Origin of the sequence: Pseudovibrio sp. M1P-2-3 (assembly GCF_031501865.1) — a bacterium.
GTDB lineage: Bacteria > Pseudomonadota > Alphaproteobacteria > Rhizobiales > Stappiaceae > Pseudovibrio > Pseudovibrio corallicola.
Window position 1 is genome coordinate 3,214,770 of record NZ_JARRCW010000001.1, and the last position, 19,692, is coordinate 3,234,461.

Genomic DNA, 19,692 nt, shown 5'->3' on the forward strand with positions numbered 1-19,692 from the left:
AGCCTTATAAATCCATCGATTCGTGAATGTGTTCAACGACTATTACGCAGGTATTCCAGTATTGGCAGGCCCCGGCGTCACCTTGGTATGTAGGTGGGTATCCCCTACATTGGCGCCGTTATGAGTAAGGCTATCGCCCTCAATCTCCACATTGCCCTTCAGCTTGATACTATCCGCTTCCACGGTGAAACTGTCGGCCTTTGCGGTGATTGTCTTGGCCTCTACAACCACGTTCTTGGCGTTCTTGATGGTCATATTACCAGAGCTACGCGAAACCGTGACTTCCAGCCCGCTTGCGTAAACGGTGTGTTCCAGATCATTGTCACTGGTGGGGGCTTTATCCTCTGCATTCCAAACCGCGCCTAGAACGCAGCCATCTTCCCCGTCCCAGTCCACCAGACAGTTTACCTGCTCGCCTACATTGGGCATGGACCAGCTCTTGTTGGCTCCAGTGCCCCTCTGGTTGGCACTCATCCAGAAAGAGGTATTGTCGTCTTCATCACCAAAATTAACTTTAATGCGACCACCCTTGACCTCTTTAACCATACCGCGCCGATAGGGCGAATTCTTCTCATTCTCTCTGAACCTCTCAGACACCTTTGGCCTCCAGTTTGGTTGTGTAGTTGGCCCGCGCCAGTTTGTGTGTGGCCTTATGAGTGAGGTAGTTGCCCGCGAACTTGCCATAGGTTGACCCCAGAGCAATCACTTGGCCTGCCACCAACAGCGGATCGCCCACCACGGTGATGTTGAGGGTGCGCTTGTCCTCATTGGCTTTGGCAAGGCGGCCCTTGGCCAGCTTCTTGGCGGAGGCTTCATCTTCCACCCGTTCGTCAATCTTCAAGGTATCGCCAGAGGGGGCGGCCAAGTCCTGCACTTCGCCCTTGATCAGCTTCTTGGAGCTTGGATCCAGATAGGAGACTTGCGCCTTGGAATAGGTGTTGTGGGTCTTTTCCTGCACATCCCAGTTAATGACCTGAGTGCCCTCCACAATATCAAAGGTGCGCACTGGTTCTTGTTTCTCCAACTCATCACGTTTGAAGAACACCAGCTTCTTGTCCTTGATGGAGAAGAAATAGCCATAATCCTCGGCAATGCGGCGGATGAACTGCAAGTCCCGCTCGCGGCGCTGGCGCTTGAAGTTGAATTTGATGGGTTCAATGTCACCTGAAACCGTGTAGCCATGGCGTTTGGCGATTTCTTCAATGATCTTCTGAAGGTCGCTATTCTCAAAGCCTTGGCTGCGCTGTGTGCGCTGTTCGGCTTCAGGAAAGGCGGAGACGGCTTTGAAGTTCAGTACTTCATTGGCCCTTGAGCCAGAGGCCCGAGGAATATCCACCTGAAACTTGCCGCAGGGCATGACCATGCCGCCCCGATAGCCAATGGCGGCCTTAACCATATCCCCTTGCTCGGGACGCCACGGGCCGCGCCACAGGCCGGAGGCATCCAGCAGCTTCACCGCGATTTCATCGGCCTTGCCGTGGAGGTTGTCGGTAAAGGTGAAGTCCAGCAGTGATGGGGCCAGATCAGAGCCAACATCAACGCCGTTGATGATGAGGGAGACATAGGGTTCGGCCAGCTTCATGCGCTTTGCCCCCGCTTCCATGGCGGCAACAAGCTCTCATCAATGGTTTCCTGCTCGATCACCGGAATGGTCAGGATAAGCCCGGCTGGCAACACCGAAGGGATCGGCTTGACCTCTTTCAAAAACTGGTCACGGTTGGCGGTGATCAAAAGATCAGACAGATCTGCATCGCCATAGTACTTGGCGGCCAAGGTATCCCACCGCTCACCAGGCTCGGTGGTGTGCTCTAAAAACTCGCCGGTCGCAACAGGTTCAGTCATGGGTTACCTCTTAATCAGCGGGTTGGTGAGGGCACGAGCGGTAGAGGCCACGGCAGAGCCAAGCAGCGACAGAACCGAATTTGGGACTTCCACAAGGCTAATGGAGGCTTCCAGCCGCACCACGCGGCCATGCTCGGTGGTTTTCTTGACTGTAAGTTGTGTTGACTTGATCTGGTAGCTCTTGCCCCCATAGCCGCCAAAACCGAAGATCAACGGCATGACCGTGCCAAGGGCCTGTGCCGCCTTCAGCTTGGTATATTCGGCTTCGGGATTGCAGAAGCTTTCATCAAAGAAAAAGGAAAAGCTGCGCTTGTCCAGTTCCTGCCCACCCAGTTGCGGCACCGGCTTACCCCGCACCACCTTGTGCTCGTTAATGGTGGCGCTCAAGGTTTCGCTGGCAGCGGTGGGGCCTTGCATCACATTGGAAACACCCAGTTTAAACGGGCCAAGGTTTGCAAACATCGGTTAAAACTCCAGCCTGTCTTCTTCCGCCATTTGCTGGCGAAGCATTGCCACCAACTCATCGCGCTGTTCTTCCAGAATATTCCTGATGGCTACCTCATCCGCACCGGAGCCAGCTCCCACAGTGATTTGCGGGGCGAAGGTGATGTGAATGGTATTACCCCCAGATCCGCTCGCAGGCTGCGAACTGGCGGCAGCCCCGGCCAGTGCCTTTTCACTGGGCCGCACGATTTGCGGCGTGGCCGCTTGGTAAGCGGGCGCGGCAACTGGTGGCATGACCATGGTAGGCATTGCCATGGCGGGCGCTCCGACCGCTGGCATGGCAATTGTTGCCGCCGCTAACGTTGCCGCAGTCGCCTTGCGCATGGCGTTTACCATGGGCGCAGGCTGGATCGACTGGGCAATGGTCTGCGTAAACCGCAGCCGGTGGATGTCGGAAAGCGGTCCTACTTTGGCCGGAGAGTTGGGCAGGTAATCACGCACCGCCTGCACCGCGCTGCGCATGGCGTCCGTTAAAACATGCGCCTTGGAGCGCATACCAGCGGCAATGGTTTCCATAAGGCGCTGGCCATGGCTTGTGAAGTCCAACGCTTCCACGCTGTGGCGGAGCTGGTTCAGCTTGGTCATGGCTGGCGATACATCCACCGCCGCCACGCCGCTCATGGCTGTTTGCAGTTTACCCGCCGCCTCGGTAGCCCGCTCTAGACTTGTAGGATTTGTGGCGGCAATCTCCACCGGATCTTTGTTGGAGAAAATACCAGTCAGACCGTCCCAAGCTTCGCCCACTTTGTTAGTTACTGAAGACATCATACCCGCAAAGTCTGGAAGTTCTGGCAGCGGGATTTCAGGCCACTCCCATGCGGGCAGCCAGTCCAGTTTGAAAAAGCCGATGACCTTCTTCTTGATACTGTCAAACGAGGGAAACTCAAAGGCTGGCAGGCTAGGCCACTGCCAGCCGGTGAAGGCGGCTTTAACGCTTTCCCAGCCTGCCAGCGCTTTGGCTTTGAGGCCCATCCAGAAGTTACCAAACCACTGCGCAATACTGTCCCAGTTGCTGATGATCAGAGCCAGAGGATGCCAGCTGAGCAGGGTTTTCAGCCCTTCCCATGCCTGCGCTGCAAGACCTTTGATGTTTGCCCATAGTCCGGCAAACCAGTCGCTGATGCTGCCCCAGTTATTGGCAATCATGGCCAGCGGGTGCCAGGAAAGGTTTTCCTTAAACCAGTCCCATGCCAAGGCCGCCCCATTCTTGATGGTAGCCCACGCCCCCGTGAACCAGTCCACCACAGCGCCCCAGTTGTTATAAATGAGATAGGCAGCGCCTGCCAACGCGGCAACTCCGGCGATGATTGCAAGAATTGGCCAGCTCACCGACATCACCGCCGTCCCAAGGACAAACAGGCCTGCGGCCAACTGTGCCACTCCAGCAACTATTCCAGCAATAGAGGAAACGATAGGCAGGGCAATCAGTACCATGGCCAGATTGTTCCAACCGCCCAGCATATCGGCGGCAAAGCTGAGCCCCGCGCCCACGGATTTCATCACCTCCCACAACTCAAGTCCGAAGGTGTAAAGGGATTTCAAAGTCGAGATCATATTGGTGCTGATATCTTCCGCCCACGCTTTCAAGGACCCATCAGCGGCCATCTGGTTGACCGTGGCCAGCAGGTCCCCCAGATGTCCCTTGACGAAATCAAACAGACCAGCCTCGGCAATCATGTTGCGGAACTTCCACCAATGGCTGCTCATGGTGGACATCATGCCGTTCCAGGTCTTGGCCATCTTGTCGGAAGCACCAGCGGCGCGTGTGCCCATCAGCTCCACCAGCTTCCCGATCACATCACGGCCCAGTTCGCCTTTGGAGCCCATTTCCATCAAGGCGGCTGAACTTCTGCCCGTGGCCTTGGAGAGCATATCCCAGACCGGGATCCCACGCTCAATCATTTGCTGTGCTTCCTCGCCCTGCAGCTTGCCTTTCGACCAAGCCTGACCAAGCGCCATAGTCACGCCTGCCAAATATTCAGCATCACCGCCCGCCATGGCTGTGGTATCCACTAAGGCCTGTAGCGAGCCGTTAGTGGGATCAATTCCAAAAACTTTTAATTGCCGGTATGCCTCTATTAACTGGGGTAGTTCCATGGAGGTGGTCATCTCAAAATCCATGGTCCAGTTCATGGCCTTTCTAGCCGCTGCAGCTGACCCTTCCAGCGCTTCAAACTGCACCATGTAAGATTCCATTTCGGCAGCCGGGCCAATCACCATATTGGTGGCTGCTGTGGCAAGGCCGGCAGCGGCAAGGGTAGTGCCACCGGCTACCACAGCGCCCTTGGCCATTTTGCCAGCTCCCCCTTTCATCAATGCGCCGCCCTTGCGCATGCGGGCCATCACCCGCTCAGAGGCCCGTAGTTTGCTGGTGAACTGGCTGGCCACCTGTACCGAACGGGCTAAAATGGAGTGCACCCGGGCAGCGCCACTGGCCACAGTACCGTGGGCGCTGGCGGTGGCCTTTGTGGCGGCACTCACCGCCTTTTGCGCCTTGGCTGTCTTTTCTGTTGCTCTGGCAAGTTTCTCCTGCGACTTGCTTTGCCCTTTGGTGAGTTTCTCCTGCACCTTGGCCAGCTTTTCCAGTTTTTCATTGAGACGCATCAACTTCTTGAGGCGTTTGCTAACGCGGTCGTTCAGCTCAGCGGTAACGCCAAGACGCATAGAGCTCATGAAGGGTGCCCTTGTTTTGCCGCTTTGATCGCCTTTTCCTGAGCCTCGGCTCTGGCTTCATCAAAAGCGATTTGCTGGTAGTAGGTTTCTAAGAATTCGGGTTCTGAGAGGGTATCCAGCCAAGCGGAGTCCCAACCCCGATTGACCAGATAGGTGTGACATTCCAGCGAAGACAGGGTTAGGCGGTCTTCGCGCTCACCTCGTTTCCCTCAAGTTCGTCCTCGTCAAGCTCATCCTCACCGCCAAAGAACTCACCAAGCAACTGGCTGGAGTCAGAGAAGGGAATATACGTACGGTAGTCGGTTTCGGTGATTTTCTCGCCATCAAAGCGGGCTAGTTTGACGATGAGAAGAACCTGCGCCTTGTCATGTTTGTTCTTGGCCATGCGCATGGCAGAACCCCAGTCCCCATGCTTTATGAATTTTGGGAAGGTCACGGTGACGCCGGTTTCAGAAAGGATCACGGTTCGATCGCCCTCCTGCGCCTTGCGGTGGGCTTTCAGCCTGGCGATTACGCCGCTGGTTTGTTTTTCCTGCGTAGTAGCTTCAGTGGATTTGTCGGGCATAGGTCACTCTCTTTGTTTGCGTTTGCGTCAAATAAAAAGGCCCCGCGCGGGAGGAATGCACGGGGCCAGATCGCGTTCAAAGAGAGTATGGCGTTTATCTGCGCCAGAAGTCGCCGGAACTGTTCCGCGCTTTGTTGGAGAACACATCCACTTCCAGCAGTTTCTTGTCACTGTCGTGAACCCGCTGGACCAGACGCGAACATGAAAACCCAGTTTCTATCTCTTCCAGATCCCCCAGTTTGGAGCCGCCGAACTCGGTACTGAAAACGCGCATGGTCATTATGGTGATCAGGGTGTAGGAGTTTTCCAGATCCAGCCCGTCCTCATTGTTGACATCAACGAAGGAATGCAGCTGCAGCGTCATGGACTTTGTGGGATCATAGCTTCTCTCGGCAATTTCCGGTACGATATGAGAAAATGTAATCGAACCTTCCAACGCCTCCAGTGTGCGGGTGGGCGCTTTATAAACGGCCACTTGCCCCAGAGTTTCTATATCCTGCGTTTTCCATTCGATTTTCGGCATCTTGAATTCCTTGGCGATACCCACCAGAGAATTATCGTCCAGATAGACCTCTGCATTGGTCATCAGGCCGTAACGGCTATAGTCAGCCATGTGGAACTCCTTACTCTTCTGCGGTGGCAAGGCCGAGGGCATCGCCAATCATGTCAATGTTAATGGAACGGGCGACAGTCAGCGTTTCCATTAGACCCACGGGCGCATAGTCCAGCGTCCAGTGGAGCTGGCCATCTGCCACGCTTTGTGGAGTGGTCAACTCCCGGTCAAAGGCAAAGCGAAAGTCATAGAGCACCGGATCACGGCCCCGCGTTTTGGAAAGACCCCACTCGTTAATCCGGTCCTCGACCATTTCTAAGGAGGCGGGCGAGGCGTTGCGGTCTTTCCATTCATCCAGAAAATGCAGCACGGCCTCATCCATCACATCTTCGATGTACTGAACGTGAATGAAAGAGCGCATGTCGGTGCTGGTGGGATAGGCCGCCGAGCGGTTGCCGGAGGTATGTGGGCCTTTGCCCCAGCGCTCCTCACAGGTCACCACGCCCGCGCCGCGCAACAGCTGCACATCGGTAGAGCCGTCGCCCGGAATGTAAAGCACTTCCTGCGCGGCCCCCTCAATACCCGCAATAGACCGGTTAGAGGGACTGTGATGATAGCCGTATTCCATCACCGACATGAGCATCATGCCCGCCAGATGCGCCGAATACTGATCAGAGATCACCTGGGTGGCGGTATCTGATGTCTCATCCAGATTGACCACCTGCATATGCGGCCAGCACAGGATCGCCCGCTTGTCGTTGGTCTGGAAATCAAAGTCACCGTCAGGGCCACGGGCTTCAATTACATCCTGCACGGTGACCCCAAGTGGGGCATCCAGAAGATAGCGGGCGCGGATCTTGGCGGCAACCACCTGCAGCTCAGCCTCCACACCGCTCATGCCATCAAAGCCCGGTGCCAGCAAGAGCTTGGGGAACCAGCCAAACGACTGGTAGCAGCTGTAAGCCAGTTTCAGGCCGGAGGGCTGACCCGCAGCATCAAAGGTGCCAATGATATCCAGCGCCGTGACTTTGGAGGGATCGGGCTGATCTGCATCATCCTTATGGACCCCTGGATCAAACACATTGACCACGCAGATGGTGCCAATGCCGCGCGATTTGGCCTTTGTGAACATAGCATTCAGTTTCTGCGGCAAGGTATACCCATCACGCACCGGGCCAAAGTGCTTGGTGATATCCGAGCGGCGGCGAATAAGGATCTTCTTGTTGATGTAAGCTGCTTGTTCTTCAGCAGTTGAGTGCACCTCATGAATGGGCGCGGTGCCAATGAGGAAGGCGGTGGCCGCTTTCAGCTCACGCACCAAAGTGCCACCTTCATCCACATCGACGATTTCAGGGCCAAAAATGCGTTCAGCCATGGTTATTCTCCTTTCTCAGATATGAGGCCAAGCGCTTTCCAGCCCTTCACGACCGTATTGCAGGTTGGCAGCAGATAATCGTTGCCGGGGAACACGGTGTCTTCAAAAATGACCGGGTTGTCTGTACCCTCTGGCGTATTATGGCGCAGGCGCACCGACTGCACCGGCCCGCTGTAGCGGTAGGTTTGAAATTCAGGCTCTGACACGGGGTCTCACTCCTTTTCGGTAAACTTGTTAAGAGGACGTCTTGGGCGTTCCAGACGGTGGTGGGCGGCCACAGAGCGCACGGTGCAGGCAATATCCACCTGCCATTCCCATTGGCCCTTTTCGGCATCGGTGAGCTGTTCGGACAGCATCTTGATGGGGGTGGCCCCTTCAACGGAGACATTCATCAAGGCGTGGCGGACTTTCTCTAAAATGGGATAGGCTCCAGCGCCGCCGTGAAGGTCATGCAGGTAAAGAACAATGGTGTAACGCAGCTCGCGCAGCTGCGAACTGCCATCCAGTTCCACCCCATCCCGGTAACGGGAGCCGGAGAAATGGACCAGGGCAGCAGCTTTCATTCTGGCACTGTCAAACTGGCGTGGATCGGCTGGGAAGGACGCCACATAGAATGCGCTGGTCAGCTGCCTTTTCAGGCGCTCAATCAAGGCCGCCTCAATTTTAGCGATTAGGGTCACAGCAGTCCCTCCCACGCTGAAGCGGAGCGGCTTTCAGGAAAGCTGCCTTGAACGGACGATTTAGTGGGTGTTGTGGACAGGGCGGGCAGGCCCAGATCAGCCTTGCGCTCACGCACGTCTTTTAAGAACCGGATCGCGTCGGTGTAGCGGGACTTGACCACATCATCGACGCCGCCTTGATCGCCCACCCGGTCGCGTAGCCAGTAGATGATCAGATCACTTGCCGCTCCTTTTAAGGCCTGCGGCATTTGCTCAACGGGCAAGGTTTTGAGCTGCGGGAAGCGGGACAGCAAGTAGCCGTCTATCAGGCTCTGGGCACGGCCCATATACTCGTAAAGCTTGCCTTCATTCAAAACGCGACCTGACGCTGAATTGTAGCCGCCAAGGCCGCAAACAGCCAGAAGGTCCTCTTCATCATGCAGGGCCTTGAATTCACCCAGAGTCAGGTAGCGCTCGTTGCTCATCAGGTTCTAGCGCCTCCTAAGCTTTGACAGGGGTGGCTTGGTGAAGGACTTTCACTTCGTCGGCGGAGACATCAAAGCCGGTGAGCCTTTCAACGGCGGCCACTTTGGGGGAGCCATCCTTGTTGAACTGATCCGGCCCCAGCTTGGCGATGGCGTCCAAAATGGCTTGGGTGCGATCATCAGCTGTGCCCTCCGCCGGTTTGGGGGCGGTTTCCTGTACGGTCTTTACTGGCTCCGGCGCTCCGATCACCTTCAGCTTCAGCAGCGCTTCGGCTTCCTTGCGGGTGAGTTCAACCTGGGCTTTGCCGGTGTCAGGCGCATAACGCACCTTGTTGTGGCGCAGCGGCGATAGTACCGGATAGGTCTGTTTGTCTGCCATTGGATTAGGTCCTGATTTCAAAAGGGAAAAGACTGGCCCGCAGCGGCTGCCGCGAGCCTCACGTACGAAAGGGTTAGGCGGCGTTCTGGATTAGGAAGCCAGCACGGTTGGCGACGATCAGCTCCTTGACTTCCTCCGCCGAGCGCACCAGTTTGCCGCCATGGATCCCCATATTGGCTGGCAAGGTGCCGCCCACCTTACTGCCGTATTGAGCGGTAAAGCCGAAAGTGATGCCGCCGGTGGTGTCGGCGTTCTGATTGATGAACTGGCCACAAACCACGTCATCCCAGACACGGTTCAGCTCCGGGTTCTCGCCGGGGCGGTTGATGTTGATGCGGCTTTCCCCCACCAGAATACGCTTCACCTCCAGCAGCTCTGTGGCGGCACTTAAGGAAATGCGTCCCTCATCACCGGAATTGGCATTGACCGCCTTCACCACCTTGGGGTGCTTGCGGAATGCCCGCCACGACGCAAAGCCAAAGGTGAGCTGGTTAGGCTTTTGCCAGCAGGTGGACATCAGGTCTTCAATGATGGAGACCGGATCACTGTCTGGATCAGAGAATAAGTCACTACCGGACAAAGCCTCCACGTGGTCACTGTGGTAGTTGGCCGGATCGGTCACCAGCTTGGCCACCCGCACTTCCCTGTCGAGAAGAACAATGTCTGTGGCCCGCTCAGTTGCGCGGGTTTCGGGGTTAAACTTGTTGCGCTTGGCTTCTTCAATGGTGACCACATCCAAGGGCACATCAATACCGAAGGCATCCACGCTTGCGGATTTCTCGGAACCCTCAATTTCCACCATGTTGGGAGAGGACCGGCGACCCACATGTGTGTTGGGCAGGGTGAACGCCTCCGCATCATTGTAGATCTGGTACTTGAAGGCGGGGGCAGGCGCTGGAATGCGGGGCAACACTTGATCGGCAATCAGGCTGTAATCTGCGTTCTTGTAGGCGATGGCAATCGCCGTCAATGTGGGGCTTGTCGAAAACTGGCCGGTGGCGCTCATGGGTAAACCTCTGGTTTAAAACTGTTAAAAGGGGAAAGAGTGAGCGGCGTTAGCCAGCCAACTCAAACGGACGGATCAGCACATTGCCAATGGCCCCGACACCGCCGGAACACATGGCCGTGCCGATTACATACACATGGGTGTTGGCAGCTGGGTCGGCCTTAATGGCGCGGCCCTCTGCGTCCGAGGTGAGCAGGTCATCAAAGGCGATGTCACCGCCATATTCCACCTCACGCACGCTATCGAGACACACGTCCACACGCTCGCCCATCATGGCCCCGGCAATGCCGGTGGTGCCCAGGATACGAGAGCCAACGCTTGCCAGCATCACATGACCTTCACTGGTGCCATGGGTCACAAGGCGGCGCTTGGGGATGTCGCCTTCAGCGGTAAAGTTTTTGACAAGACCAAAAGAGTGCATTTTAAAAACTCCGGGTAAATTCAAGGTTGTATGAAAAGGGTTTAGTCGGACAGGCCGCGCTTCTTGCGCACTTCCAAAACCGCTGCGGATGTGGAGATTTCCACGCCCTTGGCCGCCTGCTCGGACCGGAAGTTCATGGCCTCAAGAGCAATGGCCTCTGGATCATTGGCAAGTTCGCCCGGAGCCTCGCCCAGGTCCTGTTCGCCAAACTCGACAATCTTGGACTGGCTGGACAGGAGGGACTTGGTGGCCGCCAGCAGGTCCTCGGTTTTGGTTTCACCGCTTTCAGCAAAGGAGACTTCCTGCGGCTCGCTTGCCGCAATGGAGTTGAGCAATGCCACAACGCGGCCCTTGTTGCCGGTTGCCAGACGGCCTTCATTAATCAAGCCCTCAGTGAAGGCGTCATGGTCGGCGCTGATTTGCTCCTGTTCACGCGCCCTCAGTTTCTGTTCTCGGGCATCAAGATCAGCGGTGCGGGCATCAAGCGCCGCCGTGCCTCTGCCGGGTGTGTTGGGCATAGCCGGGTCCTCTTCAGGGTTGGAAAAATTGTCTAGTTCAGGGGATGATTGCGTGCCCGCCTCATCAATCCAGTTGATGGTCCAGTTGGGCAAAGTGGCGTCGGCGTCTTCCAGACCAAACTTGTCGATGAAGAAATCCCGCATTGACCGGAAAAGGCTCGCAACGTCTTTAAGGGCTGGGTCGCCAAACTCGATAGTAAGGGTTTCGCTGTCCGCTCCAGAAAACTCCACCGGTTTCAAACCGGGCACAGCAGGCGGGGCCGCGCCTAAAAAACCCACATGTTTGGGGTAAAGGGCGTCGCCCGCTGGGTTGGCAGTGGAGCCTTCCTTGTAAAATGACATGGAAATGCGCTTGTAGCGGCCTTCTGAGACGGCCTCGGAAAAGGAGGGTTCCAGCTCGCCAATTTCGGCAATAAGGCGCTCAGTCTCATCATCATAGGCAAACTCTTTGACCCAGCCATAGGCGGGTGTATCGGTTGTGGGGTGGCCAATTACCACCGGCACCGGATGCTTGGCAGCGTCATAGCGCCCGGCCAAAGCTTTCAAGTCTTCAGCGGTGGCGCTGAACGACACGCCGCTCATGGCGGTAAAGGTGCCTGGCTTAAAAACTTCGATATGTTTGGTTTGGGTTTTTGCTGGCTTGGCCACTTGTTCGCGCTCCATAACAAAATGTTGGAGGCAACAATGGCAGCTAAAAAAAACAAAAGCGCCGGAACAGTTCCGACGCTTGAAAGTGGAAAGAGAACAACTTGTAAGGGAGGTGGAGAGCTAAAACACTTTCCAGAACGGTTTCTAACGGGCTTCTAACGCAAGGTGTTTAAAATTCATGGGGGATTTATCATCCTTGTCTGCAATGGCTTTCTATGGGCTTTAAAATTAAGGGCCTCTAATCGTCCAGAAGATAGCTTTCCAAAGCCTCGCGCACCGCCTCTTCATCACCCCGCCCCAAGCCAATATATGGCCGCGCTGGAATGGTGGCCTTACCAGCAAAGACAAAGCCGCCGTTGCCGTTGGGAATGGCCAGTGCCTTTTTGCGGCGCGGACGGATGACCGCTCCATACTGATGTACCCACACTTTAGGGTGGTTCAGGTTGGTGCCCACTTCCGCCTTGCTGCTGTCGACCTGCACCTTGATTGAACGGATCAGACCTCCTGTTGCCCGCAAGGTGCCCCGCTTACTGCGACGGCTGGCAAGGGTAAGCGGAGACAGCTTCGCCCACGGCTTGCCGTCCGGGCCTTCCTCACGCTCGAACCGCTCCAGTGTTTGGTCATAGAGCGCTGCGCCCATAATAGAGTGCAAGGTGGTATTGTCCTCAAAGCGGCCCGCAAGAGCCTTCAGCTCTTCATCCATCTGGCTGCTGTCAAAGCGTAGGGTGAACATGGTCGGCGGCCTATTGGTTCTCAAGTGCAGGTTTTGTTTGTTGTTTAAGGTGGTTGAGGTAAGTCAGAATGACTTGCTCAGCTCCCCAAACGTAATTGTCGTGCTCAGCCTTCTCGAGCTTTTCAAACTCAGGATAGAGAGATTCAATTCCTTGGCTCCAAAGTTCTTTAGCTGCTGTTTCCAAAGCTTCCTTATTTAATTCGCTCATAATATTGCCTCCTTTAGTTTTGCCTTGCCACCACAAGTACACAGGGCTACCTTTATTTAGCGGACAGCACCGTGGACCGATGCGAGGTCTTTCATTCCGGTGTTGCTGTAGGCAGTGCGCATCCACTGTCTTTTAAGTTACTTCTACAAACCGTTTTCTTTTGACTTGCTGCCTCACTGGGCTTACCATCTAAATGAGTGATGGCAGCAAGCTTGAAGTATGACCCCCGGCGCTAGGGCGGGATCTTAAAGTTCAGGCAGTGCGGTTGTGGATCGCCTTAAGCAACCCTTCACTCACTTTCCCGTCGATAAAGCAAAGATCCTTTCCGGTGCTTTTCCAGGTACTTTGCATCTGGTTTGTTTTGCCGCCCCTTAGTAGGGTTAAAGGCTGTTTTGCCTTCCCATCCCTTCGCGCTCCAGCCAAAGCTTGCAAATCCCATTAGCTCCTCAAAGTAGCGCAGGTAGCGGCGAATAAGCAGTGTTTCGCCATTTGGTCCAGTGACCCAGTCCACCCATATCTCGTCTGGGTCCACAATGGCCTCTGCCAGATAAGCAAGCGTAACTTCGCGCCCCAGTTTCTTAACCTTCCAAGTGCCAGAGCCATTGCGGAAAAGCTTGTCTGATACCGTCAATACCTGCCCCGCCTTATCCCGAAAGGCAGTACTGTCTCCTATGGAGGCCCCAAACTCATCCAGAAAACTCTCAACATAGAATTCATCACTTTTCCCTTCCGGCAATATCTTGGCCTGTGCCGGTTTTGCCTGTCCGCTCAGGGGTGCCAAATCAGGTTTAGGCCTTACAATACTGGTTGCCTTGAGTGCGTCTGCTCGCTCCCTTGGCACCAAACCATTCGCCCAGCTTTTGCCTGGTGCATAGCCCCAGCCCATATCCACGCCCTTGGGGTAGTTGATCAGTTCACCAGTGCCCGGATCCTGCATAACCTCATAGGCAATGGGCGGGGCCTGATCCGGTCCGCTCTTGCCCAACCGTTTCAGTTTGGGTTTGGAGATGGTGCGCACTCCGCAACCACACTTCCAGCCATTGGGCGGGTAATAGGTATCCCACCACGGATCGTTGGCGGACAGCACCAAGCCATCCCAGCCTTCATGCTCGGCTCTGGCGGCAACTGGAACCCGCTCCAGCCCATGCACATATTGCCAGTACGGGAACGCCTTTAAGGTGGCCGGATCTTTCATCTGCTTGTAACGGCCAGCGGCGTGGGCAGATTTCAGGTTGGTTTCATAAATCACCCGTGCCCGCCAGTTCCGCCCGCCGTTATAGTCCCAGCCGTGGCGCTTCACGATGTCGTCAAAACGATCCACAAATCCGGGGTGGTAGGTGTCGTCCTTGTCAAGCCAGCCTTCAAAGGGCAGTCCTTTACTCAAACTGTCATCAATGGCTTTCTGGAAGTCTTCCAGCAAGGCGGCCTTGGTGGCACCTGCCACCACAAAGGCGCGGTCATGGCCTTGGTGCATCAGGTCTGACCAGGCCTTGGTGGGCAGAGGCACTTTCTGGCGGTGGAAGTCCAGTGCTTCCTTAAACGGCTCACCCTCCGCGAAGGTTTCCGAATTCAGGTGTTTTTTTTTGAGCCTTCGGGCTTGATCCCCGTTTCTTCCATAACCTCTGAGCGTCCTTGAAGCTCAGCCAAAGCAAAGGCATCGCCCATGAGGTTGCCCAAAGGATCAATGTTCATAGGGGCAAACGCCTCCAATAACCCTTGCGAGGCTTCCTGATAACTGGAGGCACTTTGCAACTTGGATTTGATCGCAGCAAGCCACGCCTCCAATTCAGGAGCGGCCAACTCTTCCAGCTGGCTGGCAAGGTCTGCGGTGGCATTGTCTGCATCAGTGAAAGCAACAGAGGCAGGTTGAGACAGTGTGGCTTCCGGTTTCATCGCCACCATTTCAACGCCCATGATGTCACTCAAATGCGCGAGAGTGTCCTTGGGTTCATATCCTTGCAGGCGGGCCTCCTTTAAAACCTTAAGGGCAGACTGCTGGCGTTCATGACGCTGTTTCTTGAGCGCTTCTTGTTCCTGCTCGTTTTCTGGACGGGAGCGCCACACACCGGGCGGGGTCGCCTCCGGCCAGTTGGCCTCGCAGATCCAACGAATGAGTGTCTCATTCAGCGTGGCCGAAAGCTGGTCGCAATCATCATCCACCAGATCTTCGGTCTCATCAGCATGGGTTTGCGAAGCAGCCCGTGAACCTTGTCCCTTTACGCCGGTGGAGAGTGTGGAGCCCAATACCACTTCGCTGGTCTGTTCATCCCAGTAGCGCACCCAATCCTCAAAGCCTGCATCCCCGGACCGTTTGGCCTCCAGAAACTCCACCTCATCGCCAATTTCTCCAACGATGGCCCCGTTTTGTACCAGCTGGCGCAGAAGCGTTAGGAACTCGTCCTTATGCTCTGGACTTGTGCCCGAGGCCACCTTGCCAAATGGCGTGGGGGAGGCAAACTTTTCCAGATGCACCATCCAGAACTTGGCCCCATCACGTTTAAAAAGGATATGCCAGAACAGAACCGCGCCAAGACCAAGGCCATATGGGTTGTTACCGCTCGCCCCAAAGCGGTGCACGATAAACTTGCGCTCTGGCAACACCTCTCCGGTTAGAAAGTTGCTTGTGGTAAGCAGACGCGCCTTCCACTCATGATCAAAGCGGAAGCGGGCCGGATCATGGTCTTTGATGAACTTGGGCGCAATGAGGCCATCCTTATTCCGGTGCCAGACGATTTCTGCCACCGCATATCCCTTTAGAATGGCGTAAAGCAGATTGTTGCAGATCTGGTCGAACGGGATTTGGCTCAGCATAGCGCGTATCCCATCCGCCGCTTCAATATCCTTGGCCTCTTCACTGGCAGGCTCCACTGTCCAGTCGCGCTTGGTGGCTTTCTTGATACGCTTTTCCAGCGCCGTGCGGGCACGGCCATCCAGCTTTACTTCGTCATAGAGTTTCAAGCCGTGGCCTCCCGCTCTTGCTTTCAAAGTCGGGTCTTGCGGCTCCAATACATCGGAATAGAACGGGATGGTCACATCGTTTTTCGGCGTGGCAATCAGTTTGCCACCCTGTTTGGGCATGTTTGCCATCAGCGATAATCTCCAAAGGTGTAACCGCTAAACAGTCCGCCTGTTGTGCGGGGCGCTGTCTTGAAGGATTCTTTACTCAAAGCGGAAGAGGACTTCTCCACGGCGTTGGTCCACAGCATTTCCAAACAGTCTGGGCCATCGTCATGGTCAGCGTTGGGCCACTGCTGCAGCTGGTCAATCAAAACTGAGTGGCCTTTGTAAAAGCGGATGAGACCATCTTTCACAGGTGGCTGTAACCGCTCAATACGCAGGTTCTTGTCTGTCAAAGGAATAATGGGAATACACGGCATGGCCAGTCGCGCCTTGGCCGCTTCTTTCATCAAGTTGGTGCGGAAGAACTCCTGAAACTGGACGCTTTCCACAAACCATAACTGGCACCTGTATTCGCGCTGCAAGGCAATGGCATCCGAGATGATCATATCGGGCAGGCGTCGGCGAATAGAGGCCTCTACCACATCCAGAATATTGTTTTCCCGGTCATAGCCGCCAATGAGGATGGCGGAAGGATCGCGGCCCTTGTTGTTCTTGCCTAATGAGGGATCAATTGCGCCAAAGAACAGCCAATCCGTTTTGCGCTGGACCCAGTATTGCAGATCCTGAAACGGGTTGTCGCCGGAGATGGGCTTGTTCTGGTATTCGCTTTCAAAGGCCGCGTGATCATCGGCCCGCTCTTTCATCAAGAACAGCAGAGTGTGATTGTCCGGCCAGTTGAGAACCGCCCCTTGGTCCATCTCCCCTTGCTGTGTACAGTAAAACGCATCAGCTGCCGGTTCGCCCTCATTGAGGTAAACCTCTTCCCACTGATCCCACAGGTCCATGCGGTCAGGCCAGCTCAGCACGGCGCGGAACTCGGTCACCTGCCATTGTGGTTTCTTGGAAAAGCGGACGATCACCGCATCAAAATGCAACACGGTTCCAGCATAAAGCACATCCATGGAGCCATCAGTGGGGCCAAGCTTCAGGACCGCCTTGCTGATCCAGCTTTCCAACTTGTCGCGCTGCTTGGGGTTGTCTACGTTCTCGTCGTTTTCAATATCGTCCAGGATCGCCAAGTCCGGGCGGAAAGGGCCATGACGGCGGCCACGGATTTTCTTGCCGGTGCCAAAGCCTTCCACCTTGATGTTGTTGCTGGTGATGATATCGCCCTCGCGCCAGGTGCGCCCCTGGCCCACCACCTCAGGAAAGTCATAGGCAAGGCGCGGGTTGGTCTCCAGCTCTGCCTTTAAGGCTTCAATCATCACCGCCGCCTGTTCAAAAGCATCCATGATCAACACGATGTAATGCTTGAGGCCGCGCACAATGCACCACAGTGGAAAAATCAGGCTGATATGGGTGGACTTGGCCGAGCCACGCGGGGCAATTACCAGCCTTTTTTGCCCATCCGGCGTTGCCACCATGAGGGGCAAGTCCTCGTAAAGGTGATCATGCAACAGACTGGCGGGTTTGCTTAAGTAATGGGGAAAGTAGGTTTCAGCAAAATACCGGTAGCCGCTCTCATCCTCATTGACTGCCGCCACACGTTGCTGGCGCAGCTTCGGGTCGGCTGGAAAGGCGTCCACTTCCAGTTCGATTTTCTGGCGGAACTGTTCCGCCATATCGGCAATGTTCTTTTTAAAGTCAGTGGCTTTCAGCGCCGGTTTAAGGGCTCTCATCCGTATTGCCTCGCCAGTTCTTCTCCGAACGGTTCCAGAATTTCCAGAAACGCTTCGGTGTGCTGGGGGTGGTGCTTGAAGATAAACTCGCCAAGGCGCTGCAGCACATCATTGGCCACGCCCAGCTCAGAGATTTTCGGGGCAACACGGCCCGCAGAGGCCACCATTTTGTTAAAGGCATCGGACAGGGAGGCCATCAGCTTGACCCGCTCTGCCGCCTCAAGATTATCAGAGCTCTTGAGCTGCTCGATGGTTGCCTGAAACAGCACAGTGAAGTCTTCAACAACACTGGTGACGACCGTTTCCAAGCCCTCGCCAGCCATCATTTGCGCCGAGCGCACCGCATCCCAGTTGTCGCCATTGGCCAGCGCGTCCTTTTTCCAGCGCCGCACAGTGCTTTCAGAAACATGAAGCGCCAGGGCAATGGTGGGAATGGCTTGCCGCTCCAGCACAAACAAGCGCCGGGCCTTCCGCTTCTGCTCTGCCTTTTGTGGTTTGTTGCCCATTCACGTCCCGATCTTGTCTTTGATAATGGCGATGCACACAGAAACCATGGAGGCCGCCACAACGCTGTAGACGCCCGACTTGGTCTCTACCGATCGCAGCCGGGCATCCTGTTGGTTCTGCCGGGCGTCAACGCTGTCCAGCTTTTTCTCAATGCCCTGCAGCAGTCCTTTGATTTCGCCGAGTTCGCGTGCGATTTGCTCTGACATTATTTGCCCCTCCGGGATATGGCTCCGCGCAGGGCTTTTTCAAAAGGACGAGTGAGGAAGTACGCCGCAACAATCCAGCCCGCCCACTCGTTCAAGGGCGATGGCAAGGCGGCAACATTCCACTCAAAGTGAAACAGGCTGTCAGCTACAATGGCCCCGGACCAGATCACAATAGGCCATGCAAAGGCCGGACGGATCATAGCTGTCACCCACCACCCTTGCTCCGCCAGCACAATGTCACGAGCCGCACGGCGGGCCTCCACCTCAGCCCTAATGGATTCCTTGGTGACCTCGGCTGCGATCCTGTCCCGCTCGTTTTCTTGAGCGGACCTCTGCTCAATGTGGGAAAAGATGCGGTCTAAGACACCGCTGCCGAGGAACGAGAATATGCGAGTGCCAAGAGTGAGAAGGAAGCCCATTAGATGGTCCTCCAATTCTGCGCATCTTCAAGGCGGCGCTGCTTGATCTGGCGAGCAAAGATAATAACAGCCACACCGACCGCTATGGCAAGCATCCACTTGTTCTCCATTACCAGAGAATACAACGGGGCAAGCTGAATGCGGAGCATACCAAACTGCTCTGACCAACCGGAAAGACGTTCAAGATAGTTTTGCGGGGCCAGATCAAGGCCGGTGACTGCGGCACTGGTGGCCAAAACACCCGATCCTAGCTGTGTTAGACGGTCGGCTTTTTGAACGGTTTTCGAGCCTTGTTTGCGCAAGGTTTTGACGGTTAAGTCTGCACGAGAGTTGCCATTGGTCTGGTTGATGTGGGAAGCGGTTTCCAGATCATCCTGAGTGGCGCGGCCTACAACTCCATCCACGGTGAGGCCGTTATCCACCTGAAACGCCACCACAGCGCGGCGGGTGGCAGGACCGAAATCCCCATCTACCTTAACCGCATACCCCAGTTCAGCCAAACGCCCCTGCAGTGCACGGACCCGATAGCCGGAACTGCCAAGCTGGAGCGTGTGGGTATAGGCTCCAAGGTCTTCCCCTGACAGCCTTGCATAGGCCTGCGCCATCTGTTGGGCATAAAACTCCACTTGACCAGACCCGTTATAAACTCGGGCAATGGCGCGAAAGTCGCCTTTGCGCAGAGCATCATCCAGCCCGGAGCTGTCAAGAAAGCTCAAAAACGCATCAACCTGTTGCAGGCTGTTTTGCGCCAGCGCTCTCACAAATCCGGTAACACTGGCATGGTCACATTTGGCATGGTTAAAGCCCATGATCTGAGCCATGCCGTAGGAGCAGGATTTAAGCGCCGCTTCTTCGTGAAAGTCCGCCATGCGCTCCAGCAAATCCCAGCGCTCATTGGAACCGGATTTACCAAGCCCTTTGTAGTTGGCCTTGCTCCAGCGTTTGACCGCCAGCCCCTGCCGCACCGCCTTGGCGCGCAGCTCCTTGGGCAACTCACGGTAAAATACATGTTTTTCGGGAAGGATAATCAGGCGGCCCCGATGGTCGAATGCATCGCCCTTACTCTCCACCTCCAAGATGGCTTGCAAGACATCTTCATCGCATTGCATCGCTCTTGCCCATCTTTCCAGGGCGTCGGTGGTATCCAGCTCCTGACCACCGCCAGAGCGCAAAAGGGAAACGGTATTGGATCGAGACATCGGCACCAAGCTCCAGAGGTTAAAATCATCTGGTTTGAATGTGCCTGAGGTTA

The 19,692-nt window shown here is 55.6% G+C and carries 25 protein-coding genes; 1 reads left to right on the forward strand and 24 read right to left on the reverse strand.

Features of this window, described 5'->3' with window-relative positions:
- Positions 1 to 42 precede the first annotated feature (42 nt).
- The 15 genes from P6574_RS13955 to P6574_RS14025 all read right to left on the reverse strand — a co-directional run bounded on the left by P6574_RS13955 (position 43) and on the right by P6574_RS14025 (position 11,628).
- Positions 43 to 597, reverse strand: coding sequence for a phage baseplate assembly protein V (locus P6574_RS13955; RefSeq protein WP_310620880.1), 555 nt, complete (start codon positions 595 to 597; stop codon positions 43 to 45).
- Positions 590 to 1,582: a phage late control D family protein gene (locus tag P6574_RS13960; protein ID WP_310620881.1), complete on the reverse strand. Its 993-nt coding sequence runs from the start codon at positions 1,580 to 1,582 to the stop codon at positions 590 to 592. Before P6574_RS13960 ends, P6574_RS13955 begins: the two co-directional genes overlap by 8 nt.
- On the reverse strand, positions 1,579 to 1,842 hold the full coding sequence (locus P6574_RS13965; RefSeq protein ID WP_310620882.1) for a tail protein X: 264 nt from the start codon (positions 1,840 to 1,842) through the stop codon (positions 1,579 to 1,581). The genes P6574_RS13960 and P6574_RS13965 overlap by 4 nt, the downstream gene beginning before the upstream one ends.
- A 3-nt stretch (positions 1,843 to 1,845) precedes the next feature.
- Complete coding sequence (locus P6574_RS13970) at positions 1,846 to 2,304, reverse strand: phage tail protein (RefSeq protein ID WP_310620883.1); 459 nt, start codon at positions 2,302 to 2,304, stop codon at positions 1,846 to 1,848.
- Positions 2,305 to 2,307: 3 nt separating this feature from the next.
- Complete coding sequence (locus P6574_RS13975) at positions 2,308 to 5,019, reverse strand: tape measure protein (protein WP_310620884.1); 2,712 nt, start codon at positions 5,017 to 5,019, stop codon at positions 2,308 to 2,310.
- Between the two features lie 178 nt (positions 5,020 to 5,197).
- Positions 5,198 to 5,584: a hypothetical protein gene (locus P6574_RS13980; protein WP_310620885.1), complete on the reverse strand. Its 387-nt coding sequence runs from the start codon at positions 5,582 to 5,584 to the stop codon at positions 5,198 to 5,200.
- A gap of 94 nt (positions 5,585 to 5,678) precedes the next feature.
- Complete coding sequence (locus tag P6574_RS13985) at positions 5,679 to 6,197, reverse strand: phage major tail tube protein (protein WP_310620886.1); 519 nt, start codon at positions 6,195 to 6,197, stop codon at positions 5,679 to 5,681.
- 10 nt (positions 6,198 to 6,207) lie between these two features.
- Complete coding sequence (locus tag P6574_RS13990) at positions 6,208 to 7,512, reverse strand: phage tail sheath protein (RefSeq protein ID WP_310620887.1); 1,305 nt, start codon at positions 7,510 to 7,512, stop codon at positions 6,208 to 6,210.
- Positions 7,513 to 7,514: 2 nt separating this feature from the next.
- Positions 7,515 to 7,718, reverse strand: coding sequence for a hypothetical protein (locus tag P6574_RS13995; RefSeq protein ID WP_310620888.1), 204 nt, complete (start codon positions 7,716 to 7,718; stop codon positions 7,515 to 7,517).
- A gap of 6 nt (positions 7,719 to 7,724) precedes the next feature.
- Complete coding sequence (locus P6574_RS14000) at positions 7,725 to 8,192, reverse strand: Gp37 family protein (protein WP_310620889.1); 468 nt, start codon at positions 8,190 to 8,192, stop codon at positions 7,725 to 7,727.
- Positions 8,189 to 8,656, reverse strand: coding sequence for a phage protein Gp36 family protein (locus P6574_RS14005; protein WP_310620890.1), 468 nt, complete (start codon positions 8,654 to 8,656; stop codon positions 8,189 to 8,191). Before P6574_RS14005 ends, P6574_RS14000 begins: the two co-directional genes overlap by 4 nt.
- Before the next feature lie 16 nt (positions 8,657 to 8,672).
- Entirely contained in the window at positions 8,673 to 9,035 is a 363-nt protein-coding gene (locus P6574_RS14010; RefSeq protein WP_310620891.1) for a hypothetical protein, read from the reverse strand.
- A 73-nt stretch (positions 9,036 to 9,108) separates the two neighbouring features.
- Complete coding sequence (locus P6574_RS14015) at positions 9,109 to 9,948, reverse strand: capsid protein (protein WP_310620892.1); 840 nt, start codon at positions 9,946 to 9,948, stop codon at positions 9,109 to 9,111.
- Between the two features lie 142 nt (positions 9,949 to 10,090).
- Complete coding sequence (locus P6574_RS14020) at positions 10,091 to 10,462, reverse strand: capsid cement protein (RefSeq protein ID WP_310620893.1); 372 nt, start codon at positions 10,460 to 10,462, stop codon at positions 10,091 to 10,093.
- Positions 10,463 to 10,503: 41 nt separating this feature from the next.
- Positions 10,504 to 11,628 (reverse strand): hypothetical protein, encoded by a 1,125-nt coding sequence (locus P6574_RS14025; protein ID WP_310620894.1) that lies wholly within the window; start codon positions 11,626 to 11,628, stop codon positions 10,504 to 10,506.
- A gap of 36 nt (positions 11,629 to 11,664) precedes the next feature.
- Between P6574_RS14025 and P6574_RS14030 the strand changes: the two genes are divergently transcribed.
- The gene (locus tag P6574_RS14030; RefSeq protein ID WP_310620895.1) at positions 11,665 to 11,787 is read left to right on the forward strand and encodes a hypothetical protein; all 123 of its coding nucleotides are present in this window, start codon (positions 11,665 to 11,667) and stop codon (positions 11,785 to 11,787) included.
- A 79-nt stretch (positions 11,788 to 11,866) separates the two neighbouring features.
- On the opposite strand, the gene P6574_RS14035 is transcribed toward P6574_RS14030, so the two are convergent.
- The 9 genes from P6574_RS14035 to P6574_RS14075 all read right to left on the reverse strand — a co-directional run bounded on the left by P6574_RS14035 (position 11,867) and on the right by P6574_RS14075 (position 19,639).
- Positions 11,867 to 12,361: a phage virion morphogenesis protein gene (locus P6574_RS14035; RefSeq protein ID WP_310620896.1), complete on the reverse strand. Its 495-nt coding sequence runs from the start codon at positions 12,359 to 12,361 to the stop codon at positions 11,867 to 11,869.
- 10 nt (positions 12,362 to 12,371) lie between these two features.
- Positions 12,372 to 12,569, reverse strand: coding sequence for a hypothetical protein (locus P6574_RS14040; protein WP_310620897.1), 198 nt, complete (start codon positions 12,567 to 12,569; stop codon positions 12,372 to 12,374).
- 289 nt (positions 12,570 to 12,858) lie between these two features.
- Positions 12,859 to 14,076: a PBECR2 nuclease fold domain-containing protein gene (locus P6574_RS14045; RefSeq protein ID WP_310620898.1), complete on the reverse strand. Its 1,218-nt coding sequence runs from the start codon at positions 14,074 to 14,076 to the stop codon at positions 12,859 to 12,861.
- 62 nt (positions 14,077 to 14,138) lie between these two features.
- Positions 14,139 to 15,656 carry a DUF935 domain-containing protein gene (locus P6574_RS14050; RefSeq protein ID WP_310620899.1) on the reverse strand — a complete coding sequence of 506 codons (1,518 nt, stop codon included), beginning with the start codon at positions 15,654 to 15,656 and terminating at the stop codon, positions 14,139 to 14,141.
- Positions 15,656 to 17,308 (reverse strand): phage terminase large subunit, encoded by a 1,653-nt coding sequence (gene terL, locus P6574_RS14055; protein WP_310620900.1) that lies wholly within the window; start codon positions 17,306 to 17,308, stop codon positions 15,656 to 15,658. Before terL ends, P6574_RS14050 begins: the two co-directional genes overlap by 1 nt.
- Positions 17,305 to 17,814 carry a DUF1804 family protein gene (locus P6574_RS14060; RefSeq protein WP_310620901.1) on the reverse strand — a complete coding sequence of 170 codons (510 nt, stop codon included), beginning with the start codon at positions 17,812 to 17,814 and terminating at the stop codon, positions 17,305 to 17,307. Before P6574_RS14060 ends, terL begins: the two co-directional genes overlap by 4 nt.
- Positions 17,815 to 18,021, reverse strand: coding sequence for a hypothetical protein (locus P6574_RS14065; RefSeq protein WP_310620902.1), 207 nt, complete (start codon positions 18,019 to 18,021; stop codon positions 17,815 to 17,817).
- Entirely contained in the window at positions 18,021 to 18,440 is a 420-nt protein-coding gene (locus tag P6574_RS14070; protein ID WP_310620903.1) for a hypothetical protein, read from the reverse strand. The genes P6574_RS14065 and P6574_RS14070 overlap by 1 nt, the downstream gene beginning before the upstream one ends.
- Complete coding sequence (locus P6574_RS14075; RefSeq protein ID WP_310620904.1) at positions 18,440 to 19,639, reverse strand: N-acetylmuramidase domain-containing protein; 1,200 nt, start codon at positions 19,637 to 19,639, stop codon at positions 18,440 to 18,442. Before P6574_RS14075 ends, P6574_RS14070 begins: the two co-directional genes overlap by 1 nt.
- Between the last annotated feature and the right edge of the window lie 53 nt (positions 19,640 to 19,692).

What these genes read in the sequence shown, in the direction of transcription:
- P6574_RS14040 (WP_310620897.1), bottom strand. Translation starts at nt 12,569, where the DNA reads ATGAGCGAATTAAATAAGGAAGCTTTGGAAACAGCAGCTAAAGAACTT.
- P6574_RS14020 (WP_310620893.1), bottom strand. Translation starts at nt 10,462, where the DNA reads ATGCACTCTTTTGGTCTTGTCAAAAACTTTACCGCTGAAGGCGACATC.
- terL (WP_310620900.1), bottom strand. Translation starts at nt 17,308, where the DNA reads ATGAGAGCCCTTAAACCGGCGCTGAAAGCCACTGACTTTAAAAAGAAC.
- P6574_RS14010 (WP_310620891.1), bottom strand. Translation starts at nt 9,035, where the DNA reads ATGGCAGACAAACAGACCTATCCGGTACTATCGCCGCTGCGCCACAAC.
- P6574_RS14005 (WP_310620890.1), bottom strand. Translation starts at nt 8,656, where the DNA reads ATGAGCAACGAGCGCTACCTGACTCTGGGTGAATTCAAGGCCCTGCAT.
- P6574_RS13975 (WP_310620884.1), bottom strand. Translation starts at nt 5,019, where the DNA reads ATGAGCTCTATGCGTCTTGGCGTTACCGCTGAGCTGAACGACCGCGTT.
- P6574_RS14060 (WP_310620901.1), bottom strand. Translation starts at nt 17,814, where the DNA reads ATGGGCAACAAACCACAAAAGGCAGAGCAGAAGCGGAAGGCCCGGCGC.
- P6574_RS13970 (WP_310620883.1), bottom strand. Translation starts at nt 2,304, where the DNA reads ATGTTTGCAAACCTTGGCCCGTTTAAACTGGGTGTTTCCAATGTGATG.
- P6574_RS13980 (WP_310620885.1), bottom strand. Translation starts at nt 5,584, where the DNA reads ATGCCCGACAAATCCACTGAAGCTACTACGCAGGAAAAACAAACCAGC.
- P6574_RS14065 (WP_310620902.1), bottom strand. Translation starts at nt 18,021, where the DNA reads ATGTCAGAGCAAATCGCACGCGAACTCGGCGAAATCAAAGGACTGCTG.
- P6574_RS13985 (WP_310620886.1), bottom strand. Translation starts at nt 6,197, where the DNA reads ATGGCTGACTATAGCCGTTACGGCCTGATGACCAATGCAGAGGTCTAT.
- P6574_RS14050 (WP_310620899.1), bottom strand. Translation starts at nt 15,656, where the DNA reads ATGGCAAACATGCCCAAACAGGGTGGCAAACTGATTGCCACGCCGAAA.
- P6574_RS13960 (WP_310620881.1), bottom strand. Translation starts at nt 1,582, where the DNA reads ATGAAGCTGGCCGAACCCTATGTCTCCCTCATCATCAACGGCGTTGAT.
- P6574_RS14030 (WP_310620895.1), top strand. Translation starts at nt 11,665, where the DNA reads ATGGCAGCTAAAAAAAACAAAAGCGCCGGAACAGTTCCGACGCTTGAA.
- P6574_RS14070 (WP_310620903.1), bottom strand. Translation starts at nt 18,440, where the DNA reads ATGGGCTTCCTTCTCACTCTTGGCACTCGCATATTCTCGTTCCTCGGC.
- P6574_RS13965 (WP_310620882.1), bottom strand. Translation starts at nt 1,842, where the DNA reads ATGACTGAACCTGTTGCGACCGGCGAGTTTTTAGAGCACACCACCGAG.
- P6574_RS14035 (WP_310620896.1), bottom strand. Translation starts at nt 12,361, where the DNA reads ATGTTCACCCTACGCTTTGACAGCAGCCAGATGGATGAAGAGCTGAAG.
- P6574_RS13990 (WP_310620887.1), bottom strand. Translation starts at nt 7,512, where the DNA reads ATGGCTGAACGCATTTTTGGCCCTGAAATCGTCGATGTGGATGAAGGT.
- P6574_RS14075 (WP_310620904.1), bottom strand. Translation starts at nt 19,639, where the DNA reads ATGTCTCGATCCAATACCGTTTCCCTTTTGCGCTCTGGCGGTGGTCAG.